At 56.0% G+C, this 17,221-nt stretch carries 17 protein-coding genes and 1 other annotated feature; of the genes, 6 read left to right on the forward strand and 11 right to left on the reverse strand.

The features are described 5' to 3' along the window. Positions 1–35: 35 nt before the first annotated feature. The 5 genes from adk to AC4PCC_RS15450 form a co-directional block, all read right to left on the reverse strand. Positions 36–680, reverse strand: a complete 645-nt coding sequence (gene adk / locus AC4PCC_RS15430; RefSeq protein ID WP_067705318.1) for an adenylate kinase — start codon at positions 678–680, stop codon at positions 36–38. Between the two features lie 92 nt (positions 681–772). Next, positions 773–1,675: a DMT family transporter gene (locus tag AC4PCC_RS15435; RefSeq protein ID WP_492125095.1), complete on the reverse strand. Its 903-nt coding sequence runs from the start codon at positions 1,673–1,675 to the stop codon at positions 773–775. Continuing rightward, positions 1,672–2,547 carry a DUF6024 family protein gene (locus tag AC4PCC_RS15440; protein WP_492125096.1) on the reverse strand — a complete coding sequence of 292 codons (876 nt, stop codon included), beginning with the start codon at positions 2,545–2,547 and terminating at the stop codon, positions 1,672–1,674. Before AC4PCC_RS15440 ends, AC4PCC_RS15435 begins: the two co-directional genes overlap by 4 nt. After that, positions 2,547–2,945 carry an NUDIX hydrolase gene (locus AC4PCC_RS15445; protein ID WP_492125097.1) on the reverse strand — a complete coding sequence of 133 codons (399 nt, stop codon included), beginning with the start codon at positions 2,943–2,945 and terminating at the stop codon, positions 2,547–2,549. The genes AC4PCC_RS15440 and AC4PCC_RS15445 overlap by 1 nt, the downstream gene beginning before the upstream one ends. 55 nt (positions 2,946–3,000) lie before the next feature. Beyond that, complete coding sequence (locus AC4PCC_RS15450) at positions 3,001–3,708, reverse strand: hypothetical protein (protein ID WP_492125098.1); 708 nt, start codon at positions 3,706–3,708, stop codon at positions 3,001–3,003. Between the two features lie 203 nt (positions 3,709–3,911). Between AC4PCC_RS15450 and AC4PCC_RS15455 the strand changes: the two genes are divergently transcribed. After that, positions 3,912–4,787, forward strand: coding sequence for a LysR substrate-binding domain-containing protein (locus tag AC4PCC_RS15455; RefSeq protein ID WP_492125099.1), 876 nt, complete (start codon positions 3,912–3,914; stop codon positions 4,785–4,787). An 81-nt stretch (positions 4,788–4,868) separates the two neighbouring features. Here the strand turns inward: AC4PCC_RS15455 and htpG are convergent, their stop codons facing one another. From htpG to apt, 5 genes are all read right to left on the reverse strand, one after another. Further along, a complete protein-coding gene (gene htpG, locus AC4PCC_RS15460) occupies positions 4,869–6,737 on the reverse strand; it encodes a molecular chaperone HtpG (RefSeq protein WP_492125100.1) in 1,869 nt (622 codons plus the stop codon). Between the two features lie 104 nt (positions 6,738–6,841). Next, complete coding sequence (gene recR / locus AC4PCC_RS15465) at positions 6,842–7,447, reverse strand: recombination mediator RecR (RefSeq protein ID WP_067705306.1); 606 nt, start codon at positions 7,445–7,447, stop codon at positions 6,842–6,844. Continuing rightward, positions 7,447–7,776: a YbaB/EbfC family nucleoid-associated protein gene (locus AC4PCC_RS15470; protein ID WP_067705305.1), complete on the reverse strand. Its 330-nt coding sequence runs from the start codon at positions 7,774–7,776 to the stop codon at positions 7,447–7,449. Before AC4PCC_RS15470 ends, recR begins: the two co-directional genes overlap by 1 nt. Positions 7,777–7,829: 53 nt before the next feature. Beyond that, positions 7,830–9,863, reverse strand: a complete 2,034-nt coding sequence (dnaX, locus tag AC4PCC_RS15475; protein WP_492127541.1) for a DNA polymerase III subunit gamma/tau — start codon at positions 9,861–9,863, stop codon at positions 7,830–7,832. Beyond that, positions 8,427–8,488 (reverse strand) — a sequence feature (DnaX frameshifting element). It overlaps the preceding gene by 62 nt. A gap of 82 nt (positions 9,864–9,945) precedes the next feature. After that, positions 9,946–10,497, reverse strand: coding sequence for an adenine phosphoribosyltransferase (apt, locus tag AC4PCC_RS15480; protein WP_067705302.1), 552 nt, complete (start codon positions 10,495–10,497; stop codon positions 9,946–9,948). A 330-nt stretch (positions 10,498–10,827) separates the two neighbouring features. On the opposite strand from apt, the gene priC reads away from it, so the two are divergent. The 3 genes from priC to rsmS are packed head-to-tail and all read left to right on the forward strand — an operon-like array spanning position 10,828 to position 11,842. Next, on the forward strand, positions 10,828–11,358 hold the full coding sequence (gene priC / locus AC4PCC_RS15485; RefSeq protein ID WP_492125101.1) for a primosomal replication protein PriC: 531 nt from the start codon (positions 10,828–10,830) through the stop codon (positions 11,356–11,358). A 60-nt stretch (positions 11,359–11,418) separates the two neighbouring features. Continuing rightward, entirely contained in the window at positions 11,419–11,664 is a 246-nt protein-coding gene (locus AC4PCC_RS15490; protein WP_492125102.1) for a GlsB/YeaQ/YmgE family stress response membrane protein, read from the forward strand. Between the two features lie 28 nt (positions 11,665–11,692). Next, positions 11,693–11,842, forward strand: a complete 150-nt coding sequence (rsmS, locus tag AC4PCC_RS15495; RefSeq protein ID WP_492125103.1) for a pleiotropic regulatory protein RsmS — start codon at positions 11,693–11,695, stop codon at positions 11,840–11,842. Here rsmS and acrR read toward each other — a convergent pair. Then, positions 11,839–12,489 carry a multidrug efflux transporter transcriptional repressor AcrR gene (acrR, locus tag AC4PCC_RS15500; RefSeq protein ID WP_492125104.1) on the reverse strand — a complete coding sequence of 217 codons (651 nt, stop codon included), beginning with the start codon at positions 12,487–12,489 and terminating at the stop codon, positions 11,839–11,841. The genes rsmS and acrR overlap by 4 nt on opposite strands. Before the next feature lie 140 nt (positions 12,490–12,629). Here acrR and AC4PCC_RS15505 point away from each other — a divergent pair, with 140 nt between their 5' ends. Together AC4PCC_RS15505 and AC4PCC_RS15510 are read left to right on the forward strand one after the other, a co-directional pair. After that, positions 12,630–13,811 carry an efflux RND transporter periplasmic adaptor subunit gene (locus AC4PCC_RS15505; RefSeq protein ID WP_492125105.1) on the forward strand — a complete coding sequence of 394 codons (1,182 nt, stop codon included), beginning with the start codon at positions 12,630–12,632 and terminating at the stop codon, positions 13,809–13,811. 17 nt (positions 13,812–13,828) lie between these two features. After that, positions 13,829–16,981: an efflux RND transporter permease subunit gene (locus AC4PCC_RS15510; RefSeq protein ID WP_492125106.1), complete on the forward strand. Its 3,153-nt coding sequence runs from the start codon at positions 13,829–13,831 to the stop codon at positions 16,979–16,981. Positions 16,982–17,221 lie beyond the last annotated feature (240 nt).

A 17,221-nucleotide genomic window follows, 5' to 3' on the forward strand; every position in this document is an offset into this window, starting at 1 on the left:
GTAACAGGGGCCAGGAATGCCTGGCCCGGAAGGGATTAACCGAGAATGTCAGCCAGCTCGTCACGCACTTCAGTCACCTTACGGGTGCCATCAATTTTATGATAAGTGGTGTTGCCCGCTGCGGCCTCTTTGCTGTAATAAGCAATCAGTGGAGCAGTAAGCTGATGGTATTCAACCAGGCGCTTGCGCACGGTCTCTTCCTGATCGTCTTTACGGGTGGTCAGCTCTTCGCCGGTCACATCATCTTTACCTTCGACCTTCGGCGGGTTGAAGTTAACGTGATAAACGCGGCCAGAAGGCGCATGAACGCGGCGGCCCACGATGCGTTCGACGATCAGCTCGTCCGGCACCGCGAATTCCAGCACGTAGTCTACCTTGATCCCGGCATCCTTCATCGCATCCGCCTGAGGAATGGTACGCGGGAAGCCGTCCAGCAGAAAACCATTGCGGCAGTCTTCCTGAGCGATACGCTCTTTGACCAGCGCAATAACCAGCTCGTCGGTCACCAGCTTACCGGCGTCCATGATCGCTTTGGCTTGTTTACCCAGTTCGCTACCTGCTTTAACGGCTGCACGCAGCATGTCGCCCGTAGAGATCTGCGGAATACCGTATTTCTCCATAATAAACTGAGCCTGAGTTCCCTTACCTGCACCCGGTGCACCGAGCAGAATAATACGCATTGCGTAAATCCCCTTGCGAATCGCTTAAATTTTAAATTTGTCCAGCCTGAAACCATACCATTATGGCTCTTTCTCCACAAGGAACGCGGTGGTTAACCTGCGTCTGCATAGCGAGCGGACGAGACCTGTCGCCGCGCGTACAGCGTTTGCGAGATGACCGCGACCACGATAATTGCCCCACCCGCCACCGCATGGAGGGTTGGCATTTCAGCAAGAAAGATCGCCATCCACAGCGGGGCAAGCGCCGTTTCAAGTAGCAGAAACAGCCCGGCATTGGCCGGTGAGACGTAGCGGGTCGATAATGTGATTAATCCCATCGCCAGCGGCATCACCAGCATCCCCTCGGCCAGCGACCAGCCATACTGCGCCAGGCTCAGCTCTCTGAGCGTAGTGAACATATCCGCGCCTGACCAGAGCAGGATTGCCACCGACGCCACGACCCCACCCAGCGACGGCAGCGCCAGCGTCCCTCCCTCCACCCGAGCGGTAAAGATAAACGCCAGCGCCATAGATACCGCCGTAGCCAGCGCATAGACGTTAGCTACGGCGGAGTCACCCGCCGAACGTCCTGACATCACAATGACCACTCCGGCAATCCCCGCCAGAGCGGCAACCATGACGCTGCGATCGCACTTAACCTGAAAGAATAAGCGGGAAATCAGCGCGGAAACAAACGGCGTGGAGGAGATAATCACCAGCACCGTCGCCACGTTACCGCGATTCAGCGCGTTCACAAAACAGGCGGAAGCAATGGCAAAAAACAACGTTGGCAGCGCATTCTCCCGGGTCAGCCACGGCTTACCGAGCGTGGAACGACTCCGCCGCCACAGCGCCCACACCAGCAGACAGACCGCCCACATAAAAAAACCGCGCAGCATGACAATCGTCCATGAGTCATGGATGCCCATCAGCCGAATGAACACCGAGTCAAAACTCAGGATCACGCCACCCAGAATGCCGATCAGGCTGCCGTTAAGCGGTTTGGTTTGTTTCATTGCTGCTCCCATAAGTCAATCAGGTTCTGTTTTATCTGCCCGGTCACATCAATCCCCCTTCTGCCGTCGCCCCTGGCCCAGCCGGAGATACGCAGCGTATTAACATGGGGGAAGTAGCTGGCACCTGCGGCTTTGACCTGCTTTTGCAGCGCCGCACTCAGTGGTGGCACCTCAAAACAGCTGAACGGCAAGCGGGTATCGCTCATTGAGGTGAAATGCCTGCCCGCGACATCCTTCAGTGCAATGCTATTCACCTGTGCCACGTTATAGGGCTGCCAGTCGCTGCTGCGAATGTTATGCAGTGCCTCTTCCAGGGGTTTTGCGGAGGCCGTCGTTCCTTCGAACAGCCGTAGCTCACTGCGCAACAGGGTGCTGAAGTGCTCAGGGCGCAGCGCGATAACCGCCAGCCCGATGGTCAGCGAAGCATGCTTATGCAGCGGCGCGACGAAGATTGAGCTCGACGCAATCAGCTCATCGTGCAGATTCGTTGCGAAGCTGTGTGAAGCATCCACCACTCCCTTGCCTTTACAGTCGGTCAGCGGATTGACCTCGCCGGTATAGGGGCTGACATGGGTGATAATCGGCACATTGCCCGGCCCGGTACAGAGCGATGTCGGACGCTGGAAAAGCTCGCTGACCGGCTGATAATGCGCCTGCTTAGCCAGACAGAGCGTCGTCTCCTGCTTATAGAAAAGATGCGACAGAATAACCAGGCCAACCCGCACGGACTGAACGAAGTAAAGCTCATAATCCTGCAGATGGTAGATGCGGGTTAATTCATCCCGTAATTCATCTCGCTGCATAAGCGCTCGCTTATAAAATTGTTCGCCGTGGCGTTTTTGTAGGTCGGGAGATAACGAAGAAGCATCCATTAGTTGATTAACTCTTGCTGATAAAGCAGTGGCATGACGTTGTCGCGAAAGATGGATCCCACCGCGATTTCACAGGGCGGCCGGCGGTAGTTAACCCAGGCGATCTCCTCTATCTCCGCGCCCGCGCGGGGCTGGCCAACGATCTCGACGTGATACACGTGATTCTCAATCGCCATGGATTCAAACTCCGCCCTGCCGTGAAACAGACCAAAGGGCCGGAAGGACTTGATCTGCACGCCCAGCTCTTCCTGGAGCTCCCGTTTCAGGCAGCTCAGGTGGTCTTCCCCTCGTTCGGGTTTACCGCCGGGCGAAATAAAGATTCGCGTACCGCATTTTCGCGTCAGCAGCAGTGAACGCTGATGAATAATCACCGCCGAGCACTTGACGATCACGTTCATATCAGCCTCCCGGGGAGAACGTAGCCCCTCGGCTACGTCGGGGGTACATGTGCGATCAGGCTGCGGCACTGGCAGTTTTCTCCACGGGTGTCATCAGCGTTTCTCCGGCCAGGAAGCGCACGATATTCAGGGCCAGCGGCGTTTTATCTTTCAGGTAGGCGAGAATGGTGTCATCGCCCGGCGTCGAGAAGCTGTCAGCGAAAATACTGATGCCTTCCAGCGATTTGGTTGAGATCCCCAGCTGTAGCAGGCGATATTTTACGTCATCCGCCGACTGCGCAAATTCATAGATGGGTGACTGATAGTTGATGTCAAACTGCGCCATCATCTCCATCAGGAAGGTTTTGGCAACCGGACGCTGCTCGGGAAACTCCATCTGGTAATGCGTAATGCCATCGTTGATGGTGTTAATGTCATTGCGGCGGCAGAAGTCGACCAGATGCGCGTGAATGGCCAGCTTTTCGCCCAGCAAAACCAGATTTTTGCGGTATTTCAGAATGTCAGCTTCAAGGTGTTCGATGGCGATGGAGCGGAATGCACCGCTGATATCAGCCACGGTATGATCGACAACCAGCTCGCCAAAGCGGGATTTCAGCTCTTCAACGCGATGCGACAAAATGCCGCGGTGCAGTGAACATCCGCTGTTGCCTGACCAGAGGTGAACGGGGATCCCCTGTAACATTAAATAACATGCTGCCAGCGTGCTGTCCCGGCCACCGGTAAACATGACGAGCTGTGTTTTTGCTGTATGCTGAATGGTCATTTTCCTGTCCTTCACATGGCTGATAGTCGTCATCGCTGACTGGATAAGGAGGAACCGCGCTGTAATGCGTCTTCCCTGAAGGGGCGCTTAGCGTTAATGAGCCTGTGCCGTTTCGCCTCTGAAATCAGATTATGGAAAACGCGCTGGACATTAAAATGATATAAACAGACACTGGCTGTTAGTTTTACTAACAGGGTTTACTTATGACTGGCCTCCCTTCCCTGCGCGCCCTGCGCTATTTTCATTCGGCAGCGCTGCATCAGAGCTTCAGCCAGGCTGCGCAGTCGCTTAACGTCACCCACAGCGCGGTAAGCCATCAGATCAAGCTGCTGGAAGAGTGGCTGGGGAAACCGCTGTTTAATCGCGCCAACGGCAGGGTGCATCTCACCTCAGACGGTGAGCGGCTGAAGGTTTGCTGCATGCAAACCTTTCGTGAAATTGAGACCACCTGTGAGAAAATTCGCGCCCGCAATATCAACAGCCTGACCGTCTCCTGCGCCCCCAGCTTTCTGGCCCAGTGGCTTATCCCGCGCATTAGCCGTTTCTCGGCACTTCATAGCGATATAGCCCTGACTTTTCAGACACATGTTGATATCGAGCGCGTCAGAAACGAGCAGTCTGACGTGCTGATCCTCAGCCATGAGCAGCCGGTACAGGATGACATCGCCGCCACGCTGATTACCGTTGATTATATTGGCCCGGTTTGTGCGCCCGGGGTCGCCCGGAATCTCACCTATGAAACGGACTTTTCCACCCTTTCCCTGCTGCATGCCGATACCAAGCTGCACGCCTGGGCAGAGTGGGCAAAAAAAACCGGCGCAAAGGGGGATTTCTGGGCGGGAAGGCATTTTGATAATCTGACGCTGGCCATTCAGGCCGCGCGAAACGGGCTGGGGATCATCATGACGCCGCAGATTCTGGTACGTAAAGAGATCCGTGAAGGCACGCTGATAGCGCCATTAGGATTCGCAGAAGTCGACCGGGCGACCTGGATGATGGTAAAGGCGTCGCGTATTGAGGAGCGGGAGATCAAACTGTTTCGTCGCTGGCTGCTGGAGGAGGCGGCCAGCGTCGGATGATGATAAGGCAGCCCACAAACAATAAGGCCCCGCCAGCGAATGCGGGCGGGGCCTGTGGGCAGGATGCTGTAGCGCTAAGGTTTACGCCAGCAGCAGCTGATTCATACGGCGGATAAACTGGTTCGGATCGTCCAGCGTACCGCGCTCGGCAAACATCGCCTGATCCAGCAGCAGCTCAACCCATTCGCCAAAGCGGGCCTCATCCCCGGTATCGGCCGCACGCTTGACCAGCGCGTGATCCGGGTTCAGCTCAAACAGATACTTCACTTCCGGCACTGCCTGCCCCGCTGCCGCAAACAGTTTCGCCATCTGGGTACTCATGTCATTGGCTTCGGTGGTGACAATGGCTGGCGTATCGGTCAGGCGATGCGTCAGACGCACTTCCTTCACGCGGTCGCCAAGCAGCGTCTTCACGCGTTCCACGAAGGGTTCCAGCGCCTTTTCGGCCTCTTTCTGCTCTTCGCTCTCTTCGTCGGCCAGCTTGCTTAGCTCGTCATCTGCCTTACTGACGGACTGGAATGATTTACCATCAAATTCAGTCAGGTAGCTCATCATCCATTCATCAATACGGTCAGAGAGCAGCAGGACTTCGATACCTTTCTTACGGAACAGCTCAAGGTGCGGGCTGCTTTTCGCTGCGGCATAGCTGTCAGCGGTGATGTAGTAAATTTTTTCCTGCCCTTCGACCATGCGGCTAACGTAGTCTTCCAGCGACACGGTCTGCGCCGGGCCTTCGCTGCTGGTAGAGGCAAAACGCAGCAGTTTAGCAATGGTTTCCGCGTTTGCGTTGTCCTCTGCCGGCCCCTCTTTCAGGGCCAGTCCGAACTGCTGCCAGAACTGCTGGTACTTCTCTTCATCATCCTTCGCGACTTTTTCCAGCATCTGCAGCGCACGCTTGCTCAGTGCGTTCCGCAGGTTCTGAGTGATGCGGCTATCCTGCAAGATTTCACGGGAGACGTTAAGTGGCAGATCGCTGGAATCTATCAGACCGCGCACGAAGCGCAGGTAGTTCGGCATAAACTGCTCAGCGTCGTCCATGATAAACACGCGCTGGACGTACAGCTTCAGGCCATGCTTGTGGTCACGATTCCACATGTCCCAGGGAGCCTGGGTCGGGATATAGAGCAGGCTGGTATACTCCTGCTTGCCCTCAACGCGGTTATGGCTCCAGGTCAGCGGGTCGGCGAAGTCATGCGAGACGTGCTTATAGAACTCTTTGTACTCTTCGTCGCTGATGTCGGCCTTATTGCGCGTCCACAGCGCCTGCGCCTTGTTGATCTTCTCCCAGGCGGTGGTGTTCTCTTCCTCGTTATGCGTTTCGATCTCAACGGGCAGCGCAATATGGTCGGAATACTTGCTGATGATGCTGCGCACGCGCCAGGCATCCAGGAACTCATCTTCACCTTCGCGCAGATGCAGGGTGATCTCCGTTCCCCGATCCTCTTTGGTGATATCAGCAAGGGTATATTCGCCCTCACCCGCTGATTCCCAGAATACGCCCTGATCGGCGCTGGCGCCGGCGGCACGCGTGCGAACCGTCACCTTATCGGCAACGATAAAGGCCGAGTAGAACCCAACGCCGAACTGACCGATCAGCTGGCTGTCTTTTGCCTGGTCCGATCCCAGCGACTCGAGGAAGGATTTGGTGCCAGATTTGGCAATCGTCCCCAGGTTCTCAATGACTTCGTCCCGGCTCATACCGATGCCGTTGTCACTCAGCGTCAGCGTCCGGTTTTCCTTATCAACCGAAACCCGTACGCGAAGTTCACCGTCGCCTTCATAGAGATCCGGCACGGACAGCGCACGAAAGCGCAGCTTGTCGGCAGCATCGGAGGCGTTGGAAATCAGCTCCCGCAGGAAAATTTCTTTATTTGAATAGAGGGAATGGATCATCAGGTGCAGAAGCTGTTTTACCTCTGACTGGAAGCCACGCGTCTCTTGTCCTTTCATGGTCATTTCTACCTCAACTGATTCAGGTTGATCTACGTTGAGAAGTAAGGTGGGGGCAATGCTGGGGATTTCAAGACGGCACAGGCGATCGTGCCGTTGATTGGTCAGAATCTAATCTTATGGCGTCCGGCAAGGGAGTGTGACAGCGTGGTGCCATCCACCATTTCCAGTTCGCCACCGACCGGTACGCCGTGGGCGATGCGGCTGGCGTCAACGCCATACTGTCCGCACAGTTCGGCGATGTAGTTAGCGGTCGCCTCACCTTCTACCGTCGGATTGGTGGCCAGAATGACTTCATGTATCGTCTCTTTTTCCAGCCGCTGTTCCAGCCGATCCAGCCCGATATCGTTCGGGCCAATGCCGTCCAGCGGAGAAAGATGGCCCATCAGCACAAAGTAGCGTCCGGCGAACTGCCCGGTTTGCTCAATGGCATGAATGTCGGCCGGGCTTTCAACCACACAGATCAGGCCATTTTGCTGACGACGGGTATTTGCACAGATGGTACACACGTCCTGCTCGGTAAAGGTCCGGCAGTCCGCGCAGTGCCCAATCTCTGACATGGCGCGCGTCAGGGCCTGAGCCAGGCGCATGCCGCCGCTACGGTCCCGCTGTAGCAGCTGGAACGCCATGCGTTGGGCCGACTTTGGCCCAACGCCCGGCAGGCAGCGCAGCGACTCCATCAGGCTTTCGAGGAGCGGGCTGGTCTGCATCAGAACGGCATCTTGAAGCCAGGTGGCAGCTGCATACCACTGGAAACGGCCGCCATTTTTTCTTTCTGCGCTTCGGCAACGCGACGTGCCGCATCGTTGAAGGCGGCTGCCACCAGGTCTTCCAGCATATCTTTGTCGTCTTCCAGCAGGCTTGGATCAACCTCAACGCGACGGCAGTTATGCGCACCGTTGATGGTGACTTTCACCAGGCCAGCGCCTGACTCACCGGTTACTTCCATGGCAGCAATCTCTTCCTGCACATGAGCCATTTTGTCCTGCATTTGCTGGGCCTGTTTCATCAGGTTACCCAGTCCGGCTTTTCCAAACATAGTTTTCTCTCTCGGATCGGGCCGCAATCATGCCAGAGCAGTGATGCAGCGTTTCAAAGGGGGCGAATACTCTCTTCATCCACATCGGCGTCAAAAAACTGACGCAGGGTCTGAATATGATTATCCGTGCTAATCGACTGGCGCGCCTGCGCCAGCTTCTCTTCATAAATCGCCTGACGCCACTCCAGCGGCGTTAACACCGCAGGATTATCGTCTTCTACGAGTGTAAGTTCAACCGGCTGACCCGCCGCCTGACTCATCGCTTCACTCAGCACCTGCTGCGCTGCGGGTGAATTCAGATGGCGCTGGCTGGACCGCAGATGCAGGCAGATGCCGCTTTCGCTGACCTCTTTCCAGGCGTTCAGCGCCAGCTGCTGTACCAGCTTTGGCAGGGTCAGGGTCGCCACTTCTGCCGCCCACGCATCGCGCAGGAGCGATTCAGCCGCCAGCCTGGCCATCAGTTCGGGCGTTTTCTCATGCTCCAGCGCGGTACGCAGCGCTTTTGGCGTAGCTACCGGGGCCGGTTTAGCCTCGTCCGGCTTTTGCGTTTTCCAGCGATAGGCCTCTTTTTTTACCGGGGCGGACGGCGCTGCGGCCGCTGACCGCTTCTGACCCCGCTCGGTAACGGAGGCCAGTCGCTCCAGCGCTGAAGCTGCCGGCCGCGCACTTAGCGCTGCCGGCTCACTCTTTTTTAATTTGGTTACTCCCTGCTGACGCATCAGCTGGGTACGCGCCTGTAGCAGCTGACTGGTACTTTCAGGCAGCGAGGCGGGAGGGGCATCCTGCTGCGTCGGCGCGGGTGAGCTGGCCTCAGCGGATGCGGATACCGCCCCCGGCGCAGCATTTTGCTGCGCCGGGGGCGACCCGCCGGAAGCGTTACCCGGCTGCACCGTATGCGGCGGTGCGATACCGCCAGGCGCCCGTACCGGATCGGGCTGAACGGCCGCCGGCTGGGCCTGTGGCGTCATCACCGGGCGAGCTACCGGCTCGGCGATCACCTCGCGGGGGTGGAATGCCAGCGCTCTCAGCAGCGTCATCTCGACGCCCATCCGGCGATCCGGCGCCAGCGGCAGCTCTTTGCGCCCAACCAGCAGCGTCTGGTAATAAAGCTGAACCTCCGCCGGGGGAATCACGCGGGCCAGCTCCCTCAAACGCTGCTCGACAGCGGCAAAATCGTCGCCCAGCGCCGAGGGCAGAAGCTGAATCATCGCAACGCGATGCAGCAGCGTCAGCATTTCTACCAGCAGCGCTTCCCACTCCACGCCACGCGAGGCCGCCTGGTTGAGCAGCGACATCATCTGCTCACCCTGCGCATCCACCAGGGCTTCAATCAGCGCCAGCGGCTGCTCGTCGTCCAGCGTACCCAGCATGGCGCTGACGGTAGCGGTGGTCACCTGCCCCTGCCCCATAGCGATAGCCTGGTCGGTCAGACTAAGGGCATCACGCATGCTGCCGTCAGCCGCGCGGGCAATAAGCTGGAGCGAGCGCGCCTCCGCGTCAACCTGCTCCTCGTGCAGGACATGCTCTAACTGCCCACGGATCTGCTCAACATCCAGCGCCTTCAGGTGGAACTGAAGGCAGCGGGAGAGGATGGTCACCGGCAGCTTTTGCGGATCGGTGGTCGCCAGCAGAAATTTTACGTGGCCCGGCGGCTCTTCCAGCGTCTTCAACAGCGCGTTAAAGCTGTGACGGGAGAGCATATGGACTTCATCAATCAGATAGACTTTAAAACGACCGCGCGCCGGGGCGTACTGCACGTTATCCAGCAGATCGCGCGTATCCTCAACTTTGGTACGCGAGGCGGCATCAATCTCGATCAGATCGACAAAGCGCCCCTGTTCGATTTCACGGCAGTTATCGCACTGCCCACAGGGGGTGGCGGTGATGCCAGTTTCGCAGTTCAGCCCCTTGGCGAGCAGACGGGCAATAGTGGTCTTTCCGACCCCTCGGGTGCCGGAAAAAAGATAGGCGTGATGGATGCGGCCGAGCGACAGGCCATTCGCCAGCGCTGTCAGGACATGCTCCTGACCGACAACATCAGTAAACGCTTGTGGACGCCACTTGCGGGCCAGTACCTGATAGCTCATTAATTCGCAGAATGTGTTGGGTGGACCGGAGGGTAATGCTATCACAGCCCCACCCTGACGGCGAGGCTGAACGCAGAAGGGATCAGTGTCCCGGGAACTTCACGAGGCTGAACGATTCGATGCCCTGAGCTTTCAGCCGCTCTTCACCGCTCAGGTCAAACAGATTGATCACAAATGCGGCCTGATTAACCGTGCCGCCCGCGCGGCGGATCAGCTTAACCGTCGCCTCAATGGTGCCGCCGGTTGCCAGCAGATCGTCCACCACCAGCACGGTATCGCCGGGCTGAATCGCATCGCAGTGCAGTTCCAGTCGATCGCTGCCGTATTCCAGCTCGTAGGTTTCAGCGAAGGTTTTACGCGGCAGCTTGCCGGGTTTACGCACCGGTACAAAGCCAACGCCCAGCCCTAAGGCCACCGGCGCGCCAAACAGGAAACCCCGGGCTTCCGTACCCACAACTTTGGTAATACCTGCATCACGATAGCGTTCAACGAACAGTTCAATACTGAGTGCGAACGCTTTAGGATCTTCCAGCAGGCTGGTTACGTCACGAAACAGGATGCCCGGCTTAGGGTAATCCGGGATACTTTTGATACTGTTTTTAAGAAATTCAAGCTGCTGCGCAGTCGCGGTCATAGTGTTATGCCTGGTAAATACAAATCTGACTCGCGCAGCTCCGGCTGCTCTTGCGAAGACCTTCGCAGAACAAAACGATAACGTCAGGGGAAGCCGCGCACGAAAACGACCAAATCTATGCAAACTCCTGGACAAATGCAACCATGGTAAGAAAAATCACGGCATTTGTTGCGCGGTATCAACCGCCGCTGCACGTCGCCGCGGGGAGAAAAGCATGTCATCCTGCGAAGTAACAGCCCTGGACGACAATAATCGGTAGAATAGAAGACTGAAGCGGGAAGCCCCTGAAATGAGGGTATCATAACGATGCGCTCACCGGAGAGAATCAAGATGAAAAGTGCCCTTCTGCTGCAACAGCTGGAAGAAAAACTCGACCTTCTGGCCCAGGCTGTGGCACCCCATGCGAATAAACGCACCCCCAGCGCCCGCTTTGACCACCAGCTGTTTTATTGTCATACCACCCGGCTGGGGGATTATCTGCTGGAAGTCCGGCAAAGCCTCGCGCAGCTGAGGCAGAGCGTCGATGATCGCCGCACCGATAGCGTCGCCTGGATGGCCGAGCGGATCGTACTGCAAATGGGTGCACTCCAGCGCGAGCTGGCTACCCAGCGCCTGCGCAAAGGTGAAGCGCAAAAGGAACCCATCAGCGTAAACCTTTATGAGAAGCTGGCGGAGCACCAGGACTATGAGCGCCGCCTGCGCGCCATGGTAGCGGACCGAGAAAGCCAGCTTGCGACGCGTGAAACCCTGGCCCAGCAGCAAACCCTGCAGCGCGAGATCGCCGCGCTGGAAGGCAGATTGCAGCGCTGCCTGCAGGCACTGAAGCGAATCGAGCGGGCGATTGAGTATCGGGAACGCTAGGCGGCTACCGGTTCGTCTGTGTCGTATATACTGTGTTAAATTTCTGACTGGAGAGTAAGGATGGGGCTTCTCTGCTGGATTATCATCGGGCTGCTGACCGGCCTTGCCTCACGTATCGTTTCGCATGGCCGCCCCGGCGGCCGGGTCCCCGCCCTGGTGCTTACCGTCGTGGGCGCGCTGATTGGCGGCTATATTAGCGCTTTCTTAAATGATGCGATGCTGGCAGAACTGTCGCCTGAGGGGCTGCTTGCGGCGCTGGCTGGCGCACTTGTCATGCTGCTGGTCGTAAGAAAGCTGCGCATATAACCTGAAGATAGAGATCAAGGAGATAACGATGTCGCTGGAAACCGCTCCCGAAGAGGTCAGGCTGGCCGTGGATTTAATTATGCTGCTGGAGGAAAACAATATTGCGCCACAAACGGTGCTGGCCGCGCTGGCGATTGTACAGCAGGATTTTGAAAAAAAGCTGGTCCCAGGCGATTAAACGGGTTGCATCTGCGGTACACGAAGCGTCTGGCCGTGCTGCATCATATCAATCAGGACGTCGATCAGCTGTGGCGCATCGGCCGCCATATCGAAGCTGTCAGGCATAAACAGCCAGTTCTCCATGATCCCCGTCATATAACCGCGCAGCACAATCGCGGTGCGGCGGGTATCCAGATTGTCCGGCAACTGCCCCGCTGCCATACACTCCCGCAGGACATCTTCGATTTTTTCGTAACATTCCAGAAACAGCGTCTGTTGGATAAACTGCAAAGTCGCCATTTCGCCGACAAATTCGCATTTGTGGAAAATTATTTCCATAAGCGAACGTCTCCGCCTGTCCCTGGCTGTGGCTTCAAGGACATACGTCAGCATCGCTTTCATAACGGATAGTGGATCAGAAGGATATTTTAACTGATACTCATGCTCTAAGTCTTTCAATCCTGATTCGGACTGAGCCCAAATCTCATTCAGTAAATCGCTTTTGTTTCTAAAATGCCAGTAAATTGCACCACGCGTCACCCCTGCTGTTTTCGCAATATCAGCCAGTGACGTTTTAGACACACCGTGCTCGGAAAATCTTTCTATAGCTGCATCAAGGATGTGATTTCGCGTTTCTAACGCCTGCTGTTTGGTTTTTCGTGCCATAAGGAGTTTTTTACAAAAAGGTGGACTTACATACATTTGCGAATGTATGTACCATAGCACGACCATAATTTAAACGCAGCAATGGGTTTATGGGTTTGTGATCCATTGAACAATCGATATCGGACACTCGAGGTTTATTTATGAACAAAAACAGAGGGTTAACGCCTCTGGCGGCCGTTCTGATGCTTTCAGGCAGCTTAGTGCTAACAGGATGTGATAACAAAGAGCAGCAGACTGGACAACAGAAACCACCTGAAGTCGGTGTGGTGACGCTGAAAAGTTCCCCGCTCACCATTACTACCGATCTTCCCGGTCGTACCTCGTCGTTCCGTGTTGCTGAAGTTCGCCCACAGGTTTCAGGCATCATTTTGAAGCGCAACTTTGCTGAAGGTACGGATATCAAGGCGGGGGAATCTCTCTACCAGATCGATCCTGCGCCTTATAAAGCCGCATGGGACAGTGCGAAAGGCGATTTGGCTCAGGCTCAGGCCAATGCGAATATTGCCGCAGTGACCGTGAAACGCTATAAGCCGCTGCTGGGCACCAAATACATCAGCCAGCAGGACTACGATCAGGCGATGGCCACCCAGGGTCAGACATCGGCAGCCGTTCAGGCGGCACAGGCGAATGTCGAAACCGCGCGCATCAATCTGGCGTATACGCGTGTCACCTCTCCTATCAGCGGGCGCATTGGTAAATCTTCCGTAACGGAAGGCGCGCTGGTGCAGAGTGGACAAACGACCGCGCTGGCAACGGTGCAACAGCTCGATCCCATCTATGTTGATGTCACCCAGTCCAGTGAAGACTTTATGCGCCTGCGTAACGAACTGAGATCGGGCACGTTAAAGCAGGTTGACGGTAAAGCTAAGGTCAAACTGTTAACGCAGGATGGTAAAGAATATCCGCAGAGCGGAACATTAGAATTTTCTGAGGTTACCGTCGATGAGAGCACCGGTTCCATTACGCTGCGCGCGGTTTTTCCGAATCCTGATGAGACCTTACTGCCCGGAATGTTCGTTCGCGCGCGTCTGGAAGAGGGCACCAATCCTGATGCACTGTTAGTGCCGCAGCAGGCCGTAACCCGCACGCCAACCGGCGCAGCGTCCGCACTGGTCGTTGGAGCAGATAACAAAGTCGAATCCCGTACGATCACAGCCGAGCAGGCGATTGGTGATAAGTGGCTGGTGACTGCCGGACTGAAACCTGGCGATAAAGTCATTACGACTGGCGTTCAGCGTGCGAAACCTGGCGCTCAGGTTACGCCACAGGAAGTCAGTACAGATGATGCCGATAAGGCGAAGTCTGAACAACCTAAGTCTTAAACAGGAGCCGCTGATACATGGCTAAGTTCTTTATCGATCGCCCCATTTTTGCGTGGGTCATCGCCATCATTATTATGCTGGCGGGTGTGCTGTCGATTCTAAAACTGCCGATTGAGCAATATCCCAATGTTGCGCCGCCGTCAGTTCAGATTCGAGCGACTTACCCGGGTGCGGATGCTAAAACGCTACAGGACTCAGTTACCCAGGTAATTGAACAAAATATGAACGGCATTGATGGCCTGATGTATATGTCATCAAACAGCGATTCATCCGGTACGTTGCAGCTCACGCTGACCTTCCAGTCAGGTACCGATCCCGATATCGCACAGGTTCAGGTGCAAAACAAACTGCAGCTGGCTACGCCTCTGCTCCCGCAGGAAGTGCAACAGCAGGGGATTCAGGTTCAAAAATCCTCCAGCAGCTTCCTGATGGTAGCCGGGTTTGTTAGCCAGGACGGCAGTATGACGCAGAACGATATTTCGGACTACGTTGCCTCCAACATCAAAGACCCCATCAGCCGTACGCTGGGCGTGGGTGACACCCAGATATTTGGTGCGCAGTATGCAATGCGTATCTGGATGGACCCGCACAAGCTGAACAACTATCAGCTAACGCCGGTGGACGTGATTAGCGCCATTACCTCGCAAAATGCCCAGGTGGCGGCCGGTCAGTTAGGCGGTTCACCACCGGTACCGGGCCAGCAGCTCAACGCCTCAATCATCGCGCAAACGCGTCTGACCTCAACCGACGAATTCGGCAAAATTCTGCTGAAGGTGAATACGGATGGATCGCGCGTACTGCTCAGGGACGTGGCGAAAATTGAGCTGGGAGGTGAAAACTACGAGATCATCGCACGCTATAACGGTAAACCGGCCTCCGGTATCGGTATCAAGCTGGCGACCGGCGCTAACGCACTGGATACCGCCGCCGCAGTAAAAGCAGAACTGGGCAAACTGGAGCCTTTCTTCCCGGCAGGGATGAAGGTGGTTTACCCTTACGATACAACGCCGTTTGTTAAAATCTCCATCAATGAAGTGGTGAAAACCCTGATTGAGGCGATTGTGCTGGTGTTTATCGTGATGTACCTGTTCCTGCAAAATTTCCGCGCAACGCTGATCCCGACGATTGCGGTGCCGGTCGTTCTGCTGGGTACGTTCGCGATTATCAATGCTTTTGGCTATTCCATAAACACGCTAACGATGTTTGGGATGGTGCTGGCGATAGGCCTGCTGGTCGATGATGCCATCGTGGTGGTAGAGAACGTCGAGCGTGTTATGGCCGAAGAGGGCCTGCCGCCGAAGGAAGCGACCCGTAAGTCGATGGAGCAGATCCAGGGCGCGCTGGTCGGTATCGCCATGGTCCTGTCGGCGGTATTTATTCCGATGGCGTTCTTTGGCGGTTCAACCGGCGTTATCTATCGTCAGTTCTCTATCACCATCGTATCGGCAATGGTGCTGTCAGTTATTGTTGCACTGGTACTGACGCCAGCACTCTGCGCAACCATGCTAAAACCTGTCAAAAAGGGCGATCACGGTATCACGACCGGCTTCTTTGGTTGGTTTAACCGCATGTTTGAAAAGAGCACCGATCACTACACCAACAGCGTGGGCCATATCATCCGCAGCACGGGCCGCTATCTGCTGATCTATCTGGCGATTGTGGCTCTGATGGCGGTGATCTTCGTTAAGCTACCAACCTCCTTCCTGCCGGAAGAGGATCAGGGTCTGCTGCTGGCGCAGGCACAGCTACCTGCTGGCGCAACGCAGGAGCGTACGCAAAAAGTGCTCGATCAGGTGACTGACTACTTCCTGACCAAAGAGAAGGCTAACGTTAATTCGGTCTTTACCGTTAACGGCTTCGGCTTTGCGGGTCGCGGACAGAATACCGGTATTGCCTTCGTCAGTCTCAAACCCTGGGACGATCGTAGCGGGGCGGCAAACAAAGTAGATGGTATAGCGGGCCGCGCGATGCAGGCCTTCGGCGCGATCAAAGATGCCATGGTCATCCCGTTCAACCTGCCAGCGATTATCGAACTGGGTAATGCAACAGGCTTTGACTTTGAGCTCATCGATCAGGCTAACCTTGGACACGATGCACTGACCAAAGCCCGTAATCAGCTGTTAGGCATGGTTGCCCAGCATTCGGATACGCTGGTGGGTGTTCGTCCAAACGGTCTGGAAGATACGCCGCAGTACAAGCTGATGATCGATCAGGAGAAAGCCGAAGCCCTTGGCGTATCGATTTCTGATATCAACACCACCATCGGTGCCTCCTGGGGCGGTTCCTACGTCAATGATTTTATTGACCGTGGTCGCGTGAAGAAAGTGTATGTAATGGGCCAGGCCGATTCCCGTATGCTTCCGGATGATATCAATAAGTGGTACGTCCGCGGATCTAACGGCCAGATGGTGCCTTTCTCAGCCTTCGCCAGCGCAAAATGGCAGTATGGTTCACCGCGTCTGGAACGTTACAACGGGCTGCCGTCAATGGAGATCCTCGGCCAGGCAGCGGAAGGCAAAAGTTCGGGTGAAGCGATGAACCTGATGGAACAGCTGGCCTCGAAGCTGCCGCAGGGCATTGGCTTTGACTGGACCGGTATGTCCTATCAGGAACGCTTATCCGGTAACCAGGCACCCGCACTCTACGCTATCTCGCTGATTGTGGTGTTCCTCTGCCTCGCGGCGCTGTATGAGAGCTGGTCAATTCCGTTCTCCGTTATGCTGGTGGTGCCGTTAGGTGTTATCGGGGCGCTGCTCTTCACCGCGCTGCGCGGGCTCAGTAACGACGTTTACTTCGTGGTGGGGCTGTTAACAACCATTGGCCTGTCAGCGAAGAACGCCATACTGATCGTTGAGTTTGCTAAGGATCTGATGGAGAAAGAGGGCAAAGGGCTGGTTGAATCTACGCTTGAGGCGGTACGTATGCGTCTTCGTCCGATTCTCATGACCTCTCTGGCCTTTATTCTCGGCGTACTGCCGCTGGCTATCAGTACCGGTGCAGGGTCCGGTGCGCAGAATGCGGTAGGGACTGGCGTGATGGGCGGGATGGTGACCGCAACTATTCTTGCCATCTTCTTTGTTCCGGTATTCTTTGTGGTGGTCCGCCGCCGCTTCAGTAAAAACAAAGAAGAGCTTGAGCACGGTCATCCCGACGACCAGCATCAGCACTAACCCTTCCTGAATGAAGCATATAAGAGGCCGCCCGCGGCCTCTTTTTTTTGGAATGACCCCCCCGCGGCGTCAACTCCCTGCCACTTTCTCCTGCTATCTTCCCCCCGCCATTCCCGTGCGAATTTCTCCCTTTACCCCGTCCTCGCTGCCCTTCCCCTGATAATTTCTTCCTCCATCCTGTCCTCCCTGCCTCCTTCATCCTTGCTGAGCGTCTCCATCTTTACACCCACTCTGTTTCAG

The organism is Erwinia sp. L03-1, assembly GCF_058686115.1.